The 17,643-nt window shown below is 69.6% G+C and carries 15 protein-coding genes; 4 read left to right on the top strand and 11 right to left on the bottom strand.

Annotation, left to right across the window (positions count from 1 at the left end; all coding sequences use genetic code 11):
- Positions 1 to 2 precede the first annotated feature (2 nt).
- From U3653_RS09180 to U3653_RS09170, 3 genes are read right to left on the bottom strand one after another with little or no spacing between them, the layout of a single operon-like run.
- Positions 3 to 1,091 carry an acyl-CoA dehydrogenase family protein gene (locus U3653_RS09180; protein WP_195079184.1) on the bottom strand — a complete coding sequence of 363 codons (1,089 nt, stop codon included), beginning with the start codon at positions 1,089 to 1,091 and terminating at the stop codon, positions 3 to 5.
- Positions 1,078 to 1,983, bottom strand: coding sequence for an acyl-CoA dehydrogenase family protein (locus tag U3653_RS09175; protein ID WP_195079183.1), 906 nt, complete (start codon positions 1,981 to 1,983; stop codon positions 1,078 to 1,080). Before U3653_RS09175 ends, U3653_RS09180 begins: the two co-directional genes overlap by 14 nt.
- Positions 1,961 to 3,373 (bottom strand): class I adenylate-forming enzyme family protein, encoded by a 1,413-nt coding sequence (locus U3653_RS09170; RefSeq protein WP_195079182.1) that lies wholly within the window; start codon positions 3,371 to 3,373, stop codon positions 1,961 to 1,963. Before U3653_RS09170 ends, U3653_RS09175 begins: the two co-directional genes overlap by 23 nt.
- Before the next feature lie 75 nt (positions 3,374 to 3,448).
- Between U3653_RS09170 and U3653_RS09165 the strand changes: the two genes are divergently transcribed.
- A complete protein-coding gene (locus U3653_RS09165; RefSeq protein ID WP_195079181.1) occupies positions 3,449 to 4,486 on the top strand; it encodes a 2Fe-2S iron-sulfur cluster-binding protein in 1,038 nt (345 codons plus the stop codon).
- Positions 4,487 to 4,552: 66 nt separating this feature from the next.
- Here the strand turns inward: U3653_RS09165 and U3653_RS09160 are convergent, their stop codons facing one another.
- The 8 genes from U3653_RS09160 to U3653_RS09125 all read right to left on the bottom strand — a co-directional run bounded on the left by U3653_RS09160 (position 4,553) and on the right by U3653_RS09125 (position 13,570).
- On the bottom strand, positions 4,553 to 5,593 hold the full coding sequence (locus tag U3653_RS09160; RefSeq protein ID WP_195079180.1) for a CaiB/BaiF CoA transferase family protein: 1,041 nt from the start codon (positions 5,591 to 5,593) through the stop codon (positions 4,553 to 4,555).
- A complete protein-coding gene (locus U3653_RS09155) occupies positions 5,590 to 6,546 on the bottom strand; it encodes a TIGR03564 family F420-dependent LLM class oxidoreductase (RefSeq protein ID WP_195079179.1) in 957 nt (318 codons plus the stop codon). The genes U3653_RS09160 and U3653_RS09155 overlap by 4 nt, the downstream gene beginning before the upstream one ends.
- A 37-nt stretch (positions 6,547 to 6,583) precedes the next feature.
- Positions 6,584 to 6,982 (bottom strand): cobalamin B12-binding domain-containing protein, encoded by a 399-nt coding sequence (locus U3653_RS09150; RefSeq protein WP_195079178.1) that lies wholly within the window; start codon positions 6,980 to 6,982, stop codon positions 6,584 to 6,586.
- The gene (locus U3653_RS09145; protein WP_195079177.1) at positions 6,982 to 8,559 is read right to left on the bottom strand and encodes a methylmalonyl-CoA mutase family protein; all 1,578 of its coding nucleotides are present in this window, start codon (positions 8,557 to 8,559) and stop codon (positions 6,982 to 6,984) included. The genes U3653_RS09150 and U3653_RS09145 overlap by 1 nt, the downstream gene beginning before the upstream one ends.
- Before the next feature lie 99 nt (positions 8,560 to 8,658).
- Positions 8,659 to 9,249 (bottom strand): hypothetical protein, encoded by a 591-nt coding sequence (locus tag U3653_RS09140; RefSeq protein ID WP_494338307.1) that lies wholly within the window; start codon positions 9,247 to 9,249, stop codon positions 8,659 to 8,661.
- A 99-nt stretch (positions 9,250 to 9,348) separates the two neighbouring features.
- Positions 9,349 to 10,995 (bottom strand): flavin-containing monooxygenase, encoded by a 1,647-nt coding sequence (locus tag U3653_RS09135; RefSeq protein WP_323124075.1) that lies wholly within the window; start codon positions 10,993 to 10,995, stop codon positions 9,349 to 9,351.
- A 97-nt stretch (positions 10,996 to 11,092) separates the two neighbouring features.
- Positions 11,093 to 12,337 (bottom strand): cytochrome P450 family protein, encoded by a 1,245-nt coding sequence (locus tag U3653_RS09130; RefSeq protein WP_323124076.1) that lies wholly within the window; start codon positions 12,335 to 12,337, stop codon positions 11,093 to 11,095.
- A gap of 135 nt (positions 12,338 to 12,472) precedes the next feature.
- Positions 12,473 to 13,570 (bottom strand): XdhC family protein, encoded by a 1,098-nt coding sequence (locus tag U3653_RS09125; protein ID WP_195079175.1) that lies wholly within the window; start codon positions 13,568 to 13,570, stop codon positions 12,473 to 12,475.
- A gap of 343 nt (positions 13,571 to 13,913) precedes the next feature.
- Between U3653_RS09125 and U3653_RS09120 the strand changes: the two genes are divergently transcribed.
- The 3 genes from U3653_RS09120 to U3653_RS09110 are packed head-to-tail and all read left to right on the top strand — an operon-like array spanning position 13,914 to position 17,630.
- The gene (locus U3653_RS09120; RefSeq protein ID WP_195079174.1) at positions 13,914 to 16,265 is read left to right on the top strand and encodes a xanthine dehydrogenase family protein molybdopterin-binding subunit; all 2,352 of its coding nucleotides are present in this window, start codon (positions 13,914 to 13,916) and stop codon (positions 16,263 to 16,265) included.
- The gene (locus U3653_RS09115) at positions 16,262 to 17,137 is read left to right on the top strand and encodes an FAD binding domain-containing protein (protein WP_195079173.1); all 876 of its coding nucleotides are present in this window, start codon (positions 16,262 to 16,264) and stop codon (positions 17,135 to 17,137) included. The genes U3653_RS09120 and U3653_RS09115 overlap by 4 nt, the downstream gene beginning before the upstream one ends.
- Positions 17,130 to 17,630 carry a (2Fe-2S)-binding protein gene (locus tag U3653_RS09110; protein WP_195079172.1) on the top strand — a complete coding sequence of 167 codons (501 nt, stop codon included), beginning with the start codon at positions 17,130 to 17,132 and terminating at the stop codon, positions 17,628 to 17,630. Before U3653_RS09115 ends, U3653_RS09110 begins: the two co-directional genes overlap by 8 nt.
- Positions 17,631 to 17,643: the final 13 nt, after the last annotated feature.

Genomic DNA, 17,643 nt, shown 5'->3' with positions numbered 1-17,643 from the left:
GGTCAGACTCCTAATCCGAGGATGCGCGAGGCGATGATGTTCTTCTGGATCTGCGAGGTGCCGCCCATGACGCTCTGGGCGCGGCTGTAGAAGTAGCCGGCCAGCAGTTCGGGATCGTCCGTGCCGCCGACGGCCAGCGCCGCGTGCCCGACGGCTTGGTCCACCCAGGTCATGAGCAGTTTGTCCAGCGAGCCGTCCGGGCCGTGCATCACGCCGTCGAGCTGTTCGGACAGCCGCCGCCGCACGTGCAGGCGCAGCATCTCCGTCTGCACCGCCGCCCAGGCCAGTTCCGCCGGCGGCGGGCCGTCCAGGCGAGCGGCCAACTGGCGCACCGTTTTCCCGTAACGGGCCGCGTAGCCGAGAGTCGACGGTTCGCGTTCGTGCCCGACGACGGTCATCGCCAGCTTCCAGCCGTCGCCCGGCTCGCCCACCATCTGATCGGCGGCAACCGTGGCGCCGTCGAAGAGCACCTGCCCGAACTCCCTGGTCACGCCGCTGATCATCACCAAAGGGCGTTGCCGCACACCGGGCTGGTCCATCGCGATCACGAACGCCGAGATGCCCTTGTGCCGCGGCGCTTGCGGATCGGTCCTGGCCAGCAGCAGGCACCAGTCCGCGACGTCGGAGTAGCTGGTCCAGATCTTGTGACCGTGGACGACGTAGTGGTCGCCGTCGCGCGTCGCGGTGGTGCGCAGCGCGGCGAGGTCCGAGCCCGCCTCCGGCTCGCTGAAGCCCTGGCACCAGCGCTGGGTGCCGTCGATCATGCCGGGCAGGAAACGCCGCTGCAGTTGCTTGCCGCCGTGCCTGCCGAGTCCCTGCACGAGATACCCGAGGCTGGGTCGCGGCGGCGCGCCCGCGAGCGCGAGTTCTTCGTCCAGGATCACGTCGTAGACCGGCGGCAGCTCGTGGCCGCCGAATTCCTTCGGCCAGGACAACCCGAAGAATCCCGCCGCGTACAGCGCGCGATGCCATTCCCCCTGACGCGCCCAGTAGTCGTCGCCCGAAGTCGGGAACTTCCCGGCCGTCTCGGCGAGCCATGTGCGCAACCGAGCGCGGAATTCGGCCTCCTGGGGTGAATCACGAAAATCCAAGGTCGATCTCCTCCAGTCGAACAGGGAACAGCTCGGTCGAGACCAGCGCGCGCCGCAAGTAGACGTGGGCCAGGCATTCCCAGGTGTTGCCGATGCCGCCGTGCACCTGGATCGAGGCTTCGCACACCGTGCGGGCGGCCCGCGCGGTGTAGACCTTGGCGACGCGTGCGGCCCGCACGGCCGCCGCGGGTTCCAGCTCGTCCACCGCCCAGGCCGCGTGCCGCAGCACACTGACCGCCCCTTCGATGAGCGCTCGATTCTCCGCCAGCAGATGCGCCACCGCCTGGTAGGACCCGATCGGGTGGCCGTACTGCTGGCGGACTTTCGCGTATCCGACCGCGAGATCCTGCGCGCCGCGGGCGGCGCCGAGCAGGTCGGCGGTGCTCGTGGTGAGGGCGAGCGCGTGCCATCGGGTGGTGTCCACGGCCGTCAGCTCCCCGACGTGGCGCCGTTCGTCCGTCAACGCCGCGGTGCGCCGTGTCAGGTCCGCGCCGGGCAGCGTCGCGCCCAGCGATGCGGCCAGGACCCGCTCGCCCGCGACCAGCAGCGCCCCTTCGCTGCCGCGGGCGTCGACGGCCCTGCCGCCGACCGCGACCGTCCAGCCGCGTCCGTCGGCGCCGGATCGCCCGCGCAGGTCGTCGGCCAGCACCGGGCCGAGGAAGGCGACGTCGACCAATCCGCGGGCGAACTCCTCGGCCACGATCGCGACCTCGACGCCCGACGCGCCGTCGGTGCGCAGGGCACGCCAGCCGGTGGCCGCCACCGCTCGCTCCAACCGCGCCAGGCGGCTCTCGTCGTCGAGTCCGGCGACGGACCCCGGGCCGAGATCGTCGGCCAATTTCGCGGCGGCGTCGCGCAATTGGCGTTGTTCAGTGGTCAGCCGGACGTCCATGGCGCTCCCTCAGCACTCGGCGCAGCACCTTGCCCGAGGGCAGGCGCGGGATCTCGGGCACGAACACGACCCGGCGCGGTCGCTTGTAGGCGGCAAGGCGCGCGCCGACCAGCGCGATCAGTTCGTCCGCGGTGAGCGTCGCCGCGCCGGACACCGCCGCGACGACCGCCTCGCCGTCCGCGGCGTCGGGCACGCCGAACACGGCGCAGTCGGTCACCTCCGGATGACCGTGCAGGACGGCTTCGATCTCCGCCGGCGCCACCTGGAAGCCGCGTACCTTGATCATTTCCTTGGCGCGGTCGGTCAGCCGGATCCAGCCCTGCTCGTCGACGTAGCCCACGTCGCCGGTGCGGTACCAGCCGTCGGCGAAGGCGTGTGCGGTCTCCGCGGCGGGCAGATACCCGGCCATCACCGATTCCGCGGAGCATTGGATCTCACCGATCTCGCCGGGCGGCAGCGTTTCTCCGGTGTCCAGTGCGACGACGCGCACCCTGACCCCCGGCGCGGCTCTACCGACCGTGTCCAGCCGCGGGTCTTCGAGCGGGTTGCACGCGATCACCGGCAGCTCGCTGGCGCCGTAGGCGGGCAGCCAGCGCACTCCGGTACGCCGGGTGACGGTTTCGGCCACGCCCACCGTCACCGGCGTCGCGCCCCACATGATGTAGCGCAGCGAACTCAGGTCGTAGGACTCGAGATCCGGGTGCCTCGCCATGGCCAGAGCGATGGGCGCGACCGCCATCTCGACGGTGATCCGGTCGTCCTGCACGCACCGCAGCATGGTCTGCAGATCGAAGCGCCGGTGCAGCCGCATCCACGCGCCCGCCCGCAACGCGGTCACGATGTTGAGCAGGCCCAAGATGTGCGAAGGCGGCGTGGCGATCTGGATGCGGTCGGATGCCGTGAGGCCGAGTACCTCCGTCCACTGGCGCACCGCGACCGACAGCGACGCGTGGGTGTGCCGCACCGCCTTCGGCATGCCGGTGGTACCGGAACTGAAGACCAGCACGGCGTCCGAGGCCCGATCCGGCTGCGCGGCAGTGTGATTCGCGGCGGCGATCGGTGCGTCCAGGTGCCGCATCGGCAGCAACTCGGCCAGTACCGGGTGGTCGCCGACGCCGCGGCTCGGGCCGGTGACCGCCAGCGCGTGCGCGACCTCGTCGTGCTTCCAGGCCGGGCTGATCAGCACCGCCGCCGCGCCCAGCCGCCAGAGCGCCAGCACGGCGACGACGAACTCCGGCCGATTCGACGACATCACCGCCACCCGGTCGCCGGGACGCACGCCGTCATCGGCCAGTTCGGCGGCGAGACCCGCCGCCAGACCGTCGAGTTCGCTCCGGGTGTAGGCCCGCCCTTCGAAGACGAGTGCGCTCGAAGTGGTGGTCGAGGACATTTGAGAGATCCCGTCTCGTGAGCGAGAATATAATTCTCATACTGCTAGAATCTTCATACCAGGAGGAGGCGGTTCATGGCGAGAGTTTCTTTGTTCCAGCGCGCGACCGTGACCAGGATCGTGAAGGAGAGCGCCGGCGCGCGCACGTTCGTGCTCGCGCCGCAGGACGAGCCGATCGCCTACCGCGCCGGGCAGTTCTGCACGTTCAAGATCGCCGTGCACGGAACGGAGCTGTTCCGGTCCTACTCCATGTCCAGCGCGCCGGAGACCGACGGCGAGTTGATGACGACGGTCAAGCGGGTGCCCGGCGGCGCCGTGTCGAACTGGATGCATGACAACCTCTCCGAGGGCGACGTGGTGGAGCTGACCAAGGCGGCGGGACGGTTCTGCCTGCGCGAGACCGACGTGCCGCTGCTCGGCTTCAGCGGGGGCAGCGGGATCACACCGGTCCTGTCGCTCACCAAGAGCGCGCTGGCCACCACGCGCCGGCGGGTCCGGTTGCTGTGCGCCGACCGCGACGCCGATTCGGTGATCTTCGAGGCGACCTTGACCGAACTGGCGCGGCGCCACCCGGGCCGCCTCGAGGTGGTCAGGCACCTCGACAGCTCGGGCGGCTTCCTCGACGCCGCCGCGGTGCGGGCGTTCGTCGGAGCCGACGGCCACGCCGATCACTACGTCTGCGGACCGGAAGCGTTCATGGAGATGGTCGAACTGGCGCTGCCCGGACCGGGACTGGTGTTCAGCGAGCGGTTCGGCGCGCCCGCGCCCATTCCCGACGCACCGGCTCCGGCCGACAGCGTGACCCCTACGGTGTCGACCCCTTCCGCGACCACCGCGGCGACGGCCACCGTGACGATCATCCTCAACGGCAAGAAGAGGTCGGTGCCGGGCAAGAAGGGCGAAACCCTGTTGGAGAGCGCCCGCCGCGGCGGCCTCGCTCCGCCGTTCTCCTGCGAGGCGGGCAATTGCGCCACCTGCATCGCCAAGGTGACCTCGGGAAGCGCCACACTGCGCCAGAACAACGCGCTGACCGACGACGAACTCGCGGACGGCTATGTGCTGACCTGCCAGGCCGTTCCGGACACCGAGTCGATCACCGTCGACTACGAGTGAGAGCATGCGGCACGCCGACCCCGAGCGCGACTTCGCGGTCGAGGGGCGAGAGCGGCGGGTCGCGCCTCAGCCCCCGTGCTCGCCCAATCGCGGCGGCGGGGCGTACCGGGGCTCGTAACCGGCGATCCGGATGGGGCTGCCGACCAAGCGGAACTCCCCGGCCGTCACCACGGTGTCCGGGCTGGTGTCCAGCGCTTCCGGCAAGTCGCGGACAGCGGCCGCGGGAATGCCGAGTGGACGCAGGCGTGCTTCCCAGCCGGTCGCGGTGTCGGCCGCGAGCGCCGCGGTGACCACCGCCAGCACCTCGGCACGACGGGAAACCCGGTCGGCCATCGTCTCGAACCCGTCGACGCCCGCTTCCGCGGCGAAGGCCTTCCAGAATCCGTCGTGGGTGATGAACAGCGCCAGATGGCCGCCGGCGGTCGGGAAGATCTGCGCCGGAACGTAATACGAATGCGCGCCGTGGGGGCGGCGCTGTGGCCGCTTGCCGTCGTTCAGGTAGGCGGCGGCGTGGTAGTTCAGTTGGGAAAGCACGACTTCGAACAGCGACACGTCGACCTGACCGCCGCGCCCGGAGACGATCTGGGCCAGCAGTCCCAGCGCGGCCGTGAGACCGGTCGAGTTGTCCGCCGACGAATACCCCGGCAGTGTGGGCGGCCCCGCCGGATCACCGGTGAGGGCGGCGACCCCGGCCGACGCCTGGATCACGTAGTCGAATGCCGGATCGTCCCCGCCGGTCAGGCCGTAGCCGGTGATCGCGACACACACGATGTGCTCGTTCCACCGGCGCAGCGCGTCGTAGGTGAGACCGAGCCGCCGGATCGCCGAAGGTTTGAGATTCACCAGCAGCGCGTGCGACCGCGCGACGAGTTCGCCGAGCCGCGCACGCCCCTGCTCGCTGCCCAATTCGATGCGGATACTTCGTTTGCCGCGATTCAGGCTCGCGAAGTAGCTCTCGCTCACCTGGCGGGAGATATCGCCGCCCGCCGGTTCCAGTTTGGTGACCTCCGCGCCGAGATCGGCGAGCATCATCGTGGCGTACGGTCCCGCCAGCATGGTGCCGACCTCCAGAATCCGAATCCCGGCCAGCGGCCCGGCCGAACTCACCGCAGTTCCTCGGCGAGTTCGGCGATCATCTCCCGGGTGCGTCGCTTGGAAGCCACCAGTTCGTCGCGGGTCTCGCCGATCGGCAAGAGGCGCACCGAGATGTCGGTGGCTCCCGCCGCCGCGTAGCGGCGCAACCCGGCAGCGATCCGCGCTTCGTCGCCCGCAAGGCACAGATCGCCGATGTCACGGGCGTCGCCCTGATCCAGCAGTCGCTGATAGTTGGGGGAAACCTCGGCCTCCCCCAGGATGCGGTTGGCTCGCTCGCGCGCCTCGTGCACCCGGCCGGGTTCGCACAGGCATACCGGCAGCCCGGCGACCACCCGCGGGGCCGGGCGGCCCGCATCCGCCGCCGCTTTGCTGATCTTCGGGACGACGTGCGTGGCGATCGCCCGCTCGTCGGCCATCCACAGCACGGTGCCGTCGGCGTGCTCGCCCGCGATGCGCAGCATCACCGGCCCCAGCGCGGCGACCAGCACCGGCACCGGAGCCACCGGCCCGAGATCGAGCGGGTTGTGCACGGTGAACGTCGCGTTCTCCACGTCCACCGAGCCCGGCCCGCGCAATCCGGCGTGCAGCACCTCGAGGTAGTCCCGGGTATAGGCGGCCGGTCTGTCGTAGGGCAGACCGAGCATGTCCCGCACGATCCAGTGATGCGAGGGGCCGACGCCGAGCGCCAGTCTGCCGCCGGCCGCCGCATGCGCCGAAAGCGCCTGCCGCGCCAGGGCGATCGGATGCTGGGCTTGCAACGGCACCACGGCGGTGCCCAGCTCGATGCGCGAGGTGCGCAGTCCCATCGCGGCGATCGTGATCAGCGCGTCGAAATCGGTGGGAATCTGCGGGATCCACGCCGTGTGCAGCCCCGCCGACTCCGCCCATTCGATGTCGCGCAGCATCCGTTCGAGCTTGCGCCCGGAATCCCCCTTCTCCGGCCCGATCATCACTCCGATGCGCACGATTCCTCCAAGCTGTGTGAATTCGGCACCCGGCCGGTCATGGGGCCGGGTTCCCGGTCAACGCGCGGATCTCGGTGACGAGCGTCTCCAGCGGAGTGCTCGTCGGGAACACCGCGGCCGCACCGGCTTCCAGCAGCCGCGGCACATCCGCCTGCGGGATGGTGCCGCCGACCACGACCGCGATGTCGCCCGCGTCGGCGGCGCGCAGCGCGTCCACCACGCGGGTGGTGAGCGCGACGTGCGCGCCGGAGAGGATGCTCAGGCCGACCACGGCCACGTCCTCTTGCAGCGCGATGGCGACGATGTCCTCGACCCGCTGGCGGATCCCGGTGTAGACGACCTCGAATCCCGCGTCGCGCAGGGTGCGGGCGACGATCTTGGCGCCGCGATCGTGCCCGTCCAACCCCGGTTTGGCGACCAGCACGCGAGCGGGCATCAGAACACCACCGCCTGCTGGAACTCGCCCCACACCGACTTCAGCGTGGCGGTCATCTCGCCGACCGTGCAATAGGCGTTGGCGCAACCGATGAGGCGGTGCATGAGGTTCTCGTCTCCTTCCGCGGCGCGCGAGAGGGCGGCAAGGGCGTCGCGAACGGCTCCGGCGTCGCGCTCGGACCGCACGCGGGCCAGCCGCTTCAATTGCCGCTCGCGCCCGTCGGCGTCGAGTTCGTAGGTGCCGATGTCCGGCGCGGGCTCCTCGGAGACGAACTTGTTCACCCCGACCACCGGGCGCTCGCCCGACTCCACCGCCTGATGCAGCAGGTAGGCCTCGTCGGCGATGAGGCCTTGGAGGTAACCGTCCTCGATGCAGCGCACCATGCCGCCGTGCCGCTCCAGATCAGCCATGATCTCGACGATCTTCGCCTCGGTCGCGTCGGTGAGCGCCTCGACGAAGTAGGAGCCGCCGAGCGGGTCGGCCACCCGGGTCACCCCGGTCTCGTAGGCGAGCACCTGCTGGGTGCGCAGCGCCAGCGTCGCGGATTCCTCGCTGGGCAGCGCGAACGGCTCGTCCCACGCGGCGGTGAACATCGATTGGACACCGCCGAGCACCGACGCCAGCGCTTCGTAGGCGACGCGCACCTGGTTGTTGCGCGCCTGCGGCGCGTAGAGCGAGGCGCCGCCCGCCACGCAGCCGAAACGGAACATCGAGGCCTTGTCGGTGGTCGCGCCGTACCGCTCGCGCACGATGGTGGCCCAGCGGCGGCGTCCCGCGCGGTATTTCGCGATCTCCTCGAAGAAGTCGCCGTGCGTGTAGAAGAAGAACGAGATCTGCGGTGCGAACTGATCGATGGTCATCCGGCCCCGCTCGATCACCGTGTCGCAGTAGGTGACGCCGTCGGCCAGCGTGAAGGCCATCTCCTGCACCGCGTTCGCGCCCGCGTCGCGGAAGTGCGCGCCGGCCACCGAGATCGCGTTGAACCGCGGCACCTCCGCCGCGCAGAACTCGATGGTGTCGGCGATCAAGCGCAGCGACGGCTCCGGCGGCCAGATCCAGGTGCCGCGCGAGGCGTACTCCTTGAGGATGTCGTTCTGGATCGTGCCGGTGAGCTTCGCGCGCGGCACGCCCTGCTTCTCCGCGGCGGCCACATAGAAGGCCAGCAGGATGGCGGCGGTGCCGTTGATGGTGAAGCTGGTGCTGATCCGCTCCAGCGGGATGCCGTCGAAGAGCACCTCCGCATCGGCGAGGGTATCCACCGCGACACCGACCCGGCCGACCTCTTCGCTCACCTCGGGGTCGTCGGAGTCGTACCCGCACTGGGTGGGCAGATCGAGCGCGACCGAAAGCCCGGTGCCGCCCTGCTGGAGCAGATAGCGGTAGCGGCGATTGGACTCTTCGGCGGTGCCGAAGCCGGAGTACTGCCGGAAGGTCCACAACCGCCCGCGGTAGCCCGTGGCGAAATTGCCGCGCGTGAAGGGATAGACGCCCGGCGCGGGCGGGTCACCCCGCCGGTCTTCCGGGCCGTAGCTCGGCTCCAGCGGGATGCCGGACGAGGTCTGCACTTGGTTGTTCATCATTGAATACGGTACTTGCAGAAAATGAGAATGCCAATACCGTAGGAGCCGGGTGGTCCGCGACGAGCGCGCGTCCGAATGTCGTCAGCGTCATCCCGGCTACGAGGTGCCGACCGTTACGCGCTGCGCTCCGCCCAGATCCCCAGGAACCACCGTGACTCTCGCCGCCCGCGAGGCGGTCCCGGCGTACTGCACCGCTTGCCTCGTTCCCGCAGGGCTGCCGCCGTTGCGCTCGGTAAGCAGCGAGCTGGCGTTACCCAACGCATGCGCGACCGCGATTCCATCACTGACCGCGGTGGCGGCTTGGGCGGCGTCGGCGTAGTAGCGACGCGCGTCATCCAGGCGTCCCGCGTCGTAGTGCACCCAACCCGCCGCGACCATCATTTCGGCTGCAGCGCTGGTCAATGTCCGGCCGACGTCATCGGTGGACGCGCCCTTGTCCAGCAGCTGGACGACATAGCCCACCTCATCGGCCGCGATACGGCACAGCCGGTCGCGTCCTGCCAGTAGGACCAGCTCGTGAATCTGGTGCACCGCCGCATTGATCTCGGCGACCTCACCAGCGCCTATCCGGACGCGGCCCGCTGTTGACAGGGTGGCCTGCGCGGAACGAATCGGCCCCGGAGACATGGCCACGCCTGCACCGATCGCACCAGTTCGTATTCGGGCCACTGTACGGCGCAAACACACCCTTATCGTGGGGTCGGCACCCCGCCGCAGTGGGCCGGTGCCGCACGCCCTCGTGCCGGACGCGCGCCGTGCGCCGTCCAGCACCGGCAGCGGTCCTGGTTACCGCGTCAGAGTGAAACCGTCGTAGTCGTCGGCGGCTACCTGGTCGCACTTTTCGCGATATGCTCCGACGCCGCCGATATACGCGTACATCACTCTCGGTTTGCCCGGGACATTCGATCCCACGTACCAGGAGTCCGCCTTCGGATAGAGCGTCATATCGCCGACTTCGTCGACGTGCCGCGTCCATTCCTGCTCCGCGTCGGCCTCGGCCTCCATGGTCGTGACGCCCTCGGACCGCATCCTGTCCATCGCGTCCGCCACCCAGTCGACGTGCTGCTCGATGGACACCAGCATGTTCGACAGGACCGCCGGGCTGCCCGGGCCCGTGATCGTGAAGAGGTTCGGGAAGCCCGCCACGGCGAGACCGAGGTAGGTCACGGGCCTGCCGGCCCACTTCTCCCGCAGCGACACACCACCCCGGCCGCGGATGTCGATCGCGTCCAGCGCACCGGTCATCGCGTCGTATCCGGTGGCGTAGATGATGTCGTCGAACTCGAAATTCTCCTCTGTCGTCGCCAGTCCGGACTCGGTGACCTCGGTAAGCGGGGTCGCGCGTAGGTCCACGAGCCGGACATTGGGACGGTTGAAGGTCTCGTAGTAGTTGGTCCCCAGGCACGGGCGCTTGACCCCGAAGGGGTAGCCGGAAGGCTGCAGTATCCGGGCGACAGCCGGGTCCGTGACGATCTCGGCGATTCGATCGCGGACGAACTGGGCGGCGGTCTCGTTGGCGGCTTCGTCGGCGAGGATGTCCGTGAAGCCGACCAGCATGCTGACCAGTTCGCTGTCCTTGTCCTCCCATACCCTGCGGTAGAACGCGTTTCGCTCCTCCTCGCTCACCTCGAGCGCCCCCTTGGTGGCTTCGGGTTGCGCGATGCCGAACGACGATTCCCGGTTGGCCTTGCGCACATCGCGGTAGCGAGACTTGATCGCGCGCTGGAATTCGGGATCGATCGTGTGATTGTGCGCGGGAAGAACGTAGTTCGCGGTCCGCTGGAACACGGTGAGCGTCTCGGCCACTTCGGCGACCAGCGGAATGACCTGCACCCCGGAGGCGCCGGTGCCGATCACCGCGACCCGTCGGCCGGTGAAGTCCACGTCTCCCTCGGGCCAGTTGCCGGTGTGGAAGCTGCGACCCCGGAACGCCTCGATGCCAGGAACTTCCACCATCTTCGCCACCGACAGACAGCCGGTCGCCATGATCGCGAACCGCGCCGAGACGACCTCGCCCTGATCGGTCGATATCCGCCACCGCGCGGCGGACTCGTCGTAGACCGCGGCGGTGACCCGGGTCCGCAACCGAACGTCCTTACGCAGATCGAAACGATCCGCGACGTGGTTGATGTAGCGGAGCAACTCCGGCTGCGGCGGATACTTCTCCGTCCACTCCCACTCCTGTTCGAGCTCCGGGTCGAAGGAGTAGTTGTAGTACATGCTCTTCACGTCGACGCGTGCACCCGGATAGCGGTTCCAGTACCACGTGCCGCCGAGTCCGCCACCCGCTTCGTACACCTGCACCGAGAAGCCGAGCTCGCGCAACTTGTACAGCATGTGGAGGCCGGCGAATCCGGCTCCGACGACGACCGCGTCGATCTCGCGAGCTTCCTGCCCGGTCGAGGATGCGGAATGTTCCGACGTCATTGTCATCGTGGGGACCTGCCTTTCGAATGAGTCGCCATGGGACGCCCGGACAGCGGTTCGGTTCGACTGCGTGCCGAGCAATAAGCAGCCTTGGCCTCGCCTCTCAGGCGAAACGCACCGGCGGGCACGCCGGAAATCGAACCGGTAGCGTGGCCAATGCGCGGTGGAACTGCCCGGGCCGCCACTCCAGTCGCTGCGCGGGGCCTTGCGGACGGATGTCCGGCAGGGCATCGAGCAGCAGGTCGATGCCCTGCGAGGCGATCGTCAGGGCGAGGGACTGAGCCGGACAGGCGTGCGGACCGGCCCCCCACGCCAGGTGCGACCGGTTGCCCCTGCGGTCACCGCCCACGACGGGATCGTTGTTGCACGCGGCCAGGCTGATGACCACCGGCTGATCGGCAGGCAGCCACATATCGCCGACGAGTTGCGGCTGTATGGGGTAACTCACGCACCAGTTCGCCAGCGGCGGGTCCTCGAACAGCACGGCATCGATGGCGTCCCGGGTGGCCATGGCGCCGCTGAGGACCTCACCGCCGTATTCCTCGTCGGTCATCAACAGCAGCAACGCGTTGAGGATCAGATTGCAGGTCGGCTCCGTGCCCATGGAGAACAGCAGCGCGGCCTGATTCACCATCTCCATGAGATCGAGCCCGTCCGGATGCCTCAGCAGCTGCGAGGTCAGGTCGTCGCCCGGCTCGGCCTGCTTCTGCTGGACAACTCCGACCAGAGCCTGCACGAAACGCTGCTGCCCCTCCTCGGCGCCCACTCCCTCCAGCATCGCGGCCATCCCCTGGTAAGCCTCGGCCGCGGCGTCTTCGGGAAAGCCCAACAGTTCACTCAGAACCCGGAAGGTCAGCGGATACGCGTAGTCCATCCGCAGGTCGGCGCTACCGCGGTCGCAGAAGCTGTTGATCAGGGATTCGGCGGCCCGCGTGACCGCGTCGTGCACCTTGTGCAGGTCGACGGTTTCCAACGCGGCGATGATGGTGCGCCGGTAGCGCTCGTGTTCCGCACCCGCGGTTCGCAGCGCATTCTGGCGATAGCCCAGCATCGGCAGCAGCGGACAGCCCGGTGCGGCGTTCTTCTCCCAGCGGCGGGAATCGGCGGGGAAGTGGGTCTCGTCGTTGAGGATGCGCACGGCCACCTGGTAGCCGATCACGAGCGTCGCCGGCACACCGGCGGAAAGCTCGATCGGCACCAGCGGTCCGTGACGTCGCAGGTCTTCGTAGACGCGGTGCGGATCGGCCGCGAACGCGGGGTCATCCAGCCGAACATGCGATTCGGCGGAGACCGGAGACCCGTAGGCGATCAGGGATTCGCCATGCGAACCCGGCCCTGTGTTGCTCAACGCGCGACCCTCGCGTGCGATGCCGCGTCGTGTCCCTTCCCGCCTGCTGCGGGACTGCCTGGCGTTCGTTGTGTACGCACGTGCGGGACCTTACCGGAAAGTGTTGCAGTCCAACATTTTTAGGTGGACATCCGCTCAGCGCGATCGGATCCCGATGACTTCTCCCGCGGCGTCCCCCGTCTCGACCGGGTGAATGGGCCGTTCGGTGTCGGACAGCGAGCGCGCGGAGCCTCCGTGCCGGACGGCGACGATCTCGGCCCCGATGGCCACGGCCGTCTCCTCCGGGGTCCGGCCGCCCAATTCCAGGCCGATCGGCGAATGCAGCCGCCGCAGTTCGTGTTCGGTGAGCCCGGCCGCGCGCAACCGACGCCTGCGGTCCCGGTCGGCCCGGCGTGATCCCATCGCGCCCACGTAGGCCACTGGCAGGCGCAGCGCTTCCGTGAGCACCGGGATGTCGAATTTGGGGTCGTGGGTGAGGACGCAGATCACTGTGCGGGCGTCGACGCGCGTGCGCCGTAGATAGCGGTCCGGCCAGTCCCGGACCACCTCGTCGGCGTCCGGCATCCGGGCATGGTCGGCGAAGGCCGGGCGCGCCTCGCACACGGTGACGCGGTAACCCAGCAACCGGCCGACGCCGCACAGCGCGGTGGTGAAATCCGTTGCGCCGAAGACGAGCATGCGCGGCGCGGAGGCGAAGGACTCGATGAACACCGTGCGCTCGCGGTCCGCGCAACCCACGACGCGCACGCCGGTCGCACCGGCGCACAGCATCGCGCGCGCCTGCCGCACCACCGCGTCGTCGAAGTGCGCGCCGACGGCGCTCGCGGGTCCGAGCGCGGCCACCGCGCCGGTCGCCAAGTCGCGCACGAACGTCATCGGCCCGGCCGGATCCAGTGCCGCTTCCACGGCCGGGTACTCGGCGGGCGTGATCCGGTGCACGACGATTTCCAGTTCTCCGCCGCAGGTCAGGCCGACGGCGAAGGCGTCGGCGTCGCTGTAGCCGAACGTCCTGCGAACGGGCACGCCGGATTCGAGCACCTCCCGGCACAACTCGTAGACCTCGCCCTCCACGCAGCCACCCGACAGACTGCCGCGCACGTTCCCCGCTTCGTCCACCGCCATGGTGGCCCCGGCGGGCCGGGGCGCGCTGCCGGTCACGCGCACCACGGTGGCGAGCACGTAGACGGTATTCGCGGCATGCCAGCGCGATAGACGCGCAGCGAGTTCGCGCATGATGAACCCTCTCGGCAATCGTCGTCCCACCGCCGGCCCCGCAGTGCCGCCCATCTGGTGGCGAGAATGCAATTCTCGTACAATACTAGCGTCATACTCATTTTCGACATAGGTGGATTGACGCCGTGCGACTCCCGATGCTAAACAGGTGCTCAGCATTCGCGAGCGGCAATCGATCGGCGCGCGGGCATGCCGGAAGCCGCGGCAGCGGCGCCGCCCACGATGTCCGAGCTCGCCGAGGGCGACGTTCACCGGGCAGCCGGCGCCGAGGTCAACGGAGGACGAAACGGATGACGACCGAGCCCCGCATCGAATCCGGCTCACACCACCTGCGAGCCGAACGATGACCCGGACCGGAACGACCACCACGCCCGGCGTCGTCGGCACCCGGGTGCCGCGCCTCGAGGACGCACGCCTGGTGACCGGCAAGGGAACCTTCGTCGACGACGTGACCCGCCCCGGCATGGCGCACGCGTGCTTCGTCCGCAGCCCGCTCCCCCGCGCCGCGATCGGCGACATCGACGTCTCCGCCGCGCTCGAACTCGACGGCGTGCTGGCGGTCTACACCGCCGCCGACCTGAATTCCGGCGTCCACGAGATCTCCTACGCGCTGGACATCGTCGGCTTCCCTCCCGTGCCGCGGCCGCCGCTGGCCGAGCAGGAGGTGCGCTTCGTCGGCGACCCGGTGGCCCTGGTCGTCGCCGTCGACCGGTACGTGGCCGAGGACGCCGCCGAACTGGTGATCATCGATTACGAGCCGCTGGAACCGGTGGTGGACTACGTCACGGCGGCGGATTCGCCGAACCTCGTGCACGCCGGATTCGCCGGGAACTCCGCGGGCGAGATGGCCGGTCGTCCGGCCGCCGATCTGGCGCCACTGTTCGACTCCGCCGCACATGTGGTGCGGCAGCGGATCTTTCAGCAGGCTTACCTGCCGGTCCCGCTGGAGACCCGCGGGATCGTCGCGGACTGGTCGGCGCCGACCGCGGAGATGACGATCTGGAGCTCCACCCAGTCACCGCACGAGATGCGCGGGTTCTGCGCCCGGCTGCTCGGCATCGATGAACACCGGGTGCGCGTCATCGCCCGCGACACCGGCGGCGGGTTCGGCCTCAAGCAGGTGCCGCTGCGCGAGGACGCCTGCGTCCTGCTGGCCGCGCGCAAGCTCGGCACGGCGGTGAAGTGGATCGAGGACCGCCAGGAGAACCTGATGGCGGCCGGCATGTCGCGCCACGAGCACGCCGACGTCCGGATGGCGTTCGACGCCGAGGGCAAGATTCTCGCCGCCGCGATCGACCACGTGCAGAACGTGGGGGCCTATCCGACGCCGTCGCCGCTCACCGGAGGCGTCGTCGTCGGGCTGCTGTTCCCCGGGCCGTACCGGATCAGCGATGCCTCGTTCACCGCGAAGTTCCTGTACTCCAACACCGTCGGCAGGCTCGCCTACCGGGGGCCGTGGCAGTTCGAATCGGTGACCAGGGAAATCCTGCTCGACCACGCCGCACGGCGGATCGGCATCGACCCGATCGAACTGCGCAGGCGGAACATGTTGCGCCGCGACGAGTTGCCGTGGGCGAATCCGAACGGGATGACCTACGACAACATCTCGCCGCTGGAAACGCTGGAGCAGGCCGTCGAGATGCTGGACTACGAGGCCTTCCGCGAGCGGCAACGCGAAGCTCGCGCCGAAGGCCGCTACCTCGGCGTCGGCACCTGCACCTACGTCGAGCCGACCACCGGCGGCAGCCCGTTCCTGAGCACCGAGGGCGCCACCATCCGCATCGAACCGAGCGGCAAGGTGAACGTCTACGTCGCGGGCGGCTCCGCGGGCAACAGCTTGGAGACGACCGTCGTCCAGCTCACCGCCGACGCGCTCGGAACGGACCTGGCCGACGTGCGCACCATTCAGGGCGACACCGCGATCACGCCGTTCGGCGGCGGCACCGGCGGCAGCAGATCCGGCTCGATGACGGCGGGCGCGATCGCCGAGACGGCGTCTGTCCTGCGCGAACGCATCCTGGCGATCGCCGCCCACCGGTTGGGCGTCAGCCCCGCCGACATCGAGTTCGTCCGCAGCCGGGCCACCGTCCGCGCGGCGCCGGACGAAGGGCTGACGCTGGCCGAGATCGCCGAAATCGCCTACTACCAGACGGATTCGCTGCCCCCCGGGGTGCCGCCCGGCCTCGAGGCGAGCGAACGCTACAAGACCCCGCAGCTGGCGATCTGGGCCAACGCCACCCACGTGTGCACCTGCGAGGTCGACATCGACACCGGGGCGGTGCGGCTGCTGCGCTACATCGTCAGCGAGGACTGCGGCCCGATGATCAACCCCAACGTCGTCGAAGGCCAGATCTACGGCGGCACGGTGCAGGGCATCGGCGGCGCACTCTACGAACATCTCGCCTACGACGAGAGCGGCAATCCCGTCGCCACCACCTTCCTGGACTATCTGCTGCCCACCGCGGCCGAAACGCCGACGATCGAAGTGGGGCACATCGAGACACCGAGCCCAGGGCCCGGCGATTTCAAAGGTGTCGGCGAGGGCGGGGCGATCGGCGCCACCCCGGCCGTCCTCAACGCCGTCGCCGACGCACTCGCGCCGTTCGGCGTGGAGATCTCGAAGCTGCCTCTGTCCCCGGCCACGATCGTGGCGATGCTGGACGAGGCGCGCGCCGCCGGAAAGGGCTCGGCATGAAACCGGCGGCCTTCGAGTACCACGCACCCGCGACCGCCGACGAGGCCGTCGCGCTCCTGGCCGACCTCGGTGACGAGGCCAAGATCATCGCGGGCGGGCAGAGCTTGGTGCCGATGCTGGCGTTGCGGCTGGCCGTCTTCGAGCATCTGGTCGACCTGCGCCGCGTGGAAGAACTGCGTGGTATCGAGACGCGCGGCGGTACCGTCCGGATCGGCGCGGCGACCACGCACGCCGAGGTCGGCCGGTCCGAAGACGTCCGCCGCGGCGTGCCGTTGCTGGCCAGGGCCACGCCCCTCATCGGGCATTTCCAGATCCGCAACCGGGGCACGATCGGCGGTGCGATAGCGCACGCCGACGCCGCGGCGGAGTATCCCGCGGTGGCGCTCACCCTCGATGCCGAGATCGAGACGCTCTCCCCGCGCGGACGGCGCACGATCCCGGCAGCGGAGTTCTTCACCGGCATGTGGACCACCGATCTGGCTCCCGACGAGCTGGTGACCGGGGTCGCCTTCCCGATCCGGCGCGGCCGATGCGGCTTCGCGATCGAGGAGTTCGCCCGCCGCAGTGGAGATTTCGCGATGGCGGGCGCGGCGGTGGCGGTCCGGCTGGACGCGGACTCCCGCGTCGAGCGGTGCGCGATCGGCTTGTTCGGCCTCGCACCGACCCCGGTGCGGGCGGCCGAGACCGAAGCGGGACTGATCGGCACCGCCGTCGCCGCCACGTCGGCGGAGGAGATCGGCCGGAACGCGACCGCCGGACTGGACGCGATCTCGTCGGATGTGCACGGCAGCGCCGACTACCGGCGGCGGGTCGGCGCGGCAATGGTGGCGCGCGCTTGGCGACGCGCCGTAGAGGAGGCCGGGAATGACTGACGTCGACATCGAGGTGCGCATCAACGGCGCCCTGCGCCGGGACCGGGTGCCGCCCCGGCTCACCTTGGCCGACTATCTGCGCGACACCTGCGGTCTGACCGGGACCCACCTCGGATGCGAGCACGGTGTGTGCGGCGCGTGCACGATCCTGCTCGACGGCCAGGCCGTGCGCGCCTGCCTGCTGTTCGCCGTGCAGGCCGACGGCGCCGAACTCACCACCGTCGAGGGCATCGCGGGACCGGACGGCGAGCTCTCGCCGGTGCAGGCGGCGTTCCGGGAACACCACGGCCTGCAGTGCGGATTCTGTACCCCCGGCTTCATCGTGTCGGTCACCGCCTTCCTGCGCGACAACCCCGACCCCACCGAGACCGAGATCCGCGAGGCCATCTCCGGCAACCTGTGCCGATGCACCGGCTATCAGGGCATCGTCCGGGCGGTCCGCGCCGCCGCCGACTCGAGCAGCGCCGAGACGCCCGCCGCGCGGCAGGCGTGAGGACCGAAGGAAT

Source organism: Nocardia implantans, from assembly GCF_035544775.1.
Classification (GTDB): Bacteria; Actinomycetota; Actinomycetes; order Mycobacteriales; family Mycobacteriaceae; genus Nocardia; species Nocardia implantans.
This window is presented reverse-complemented; position numbering and strand designations above follow the sequence as displayed.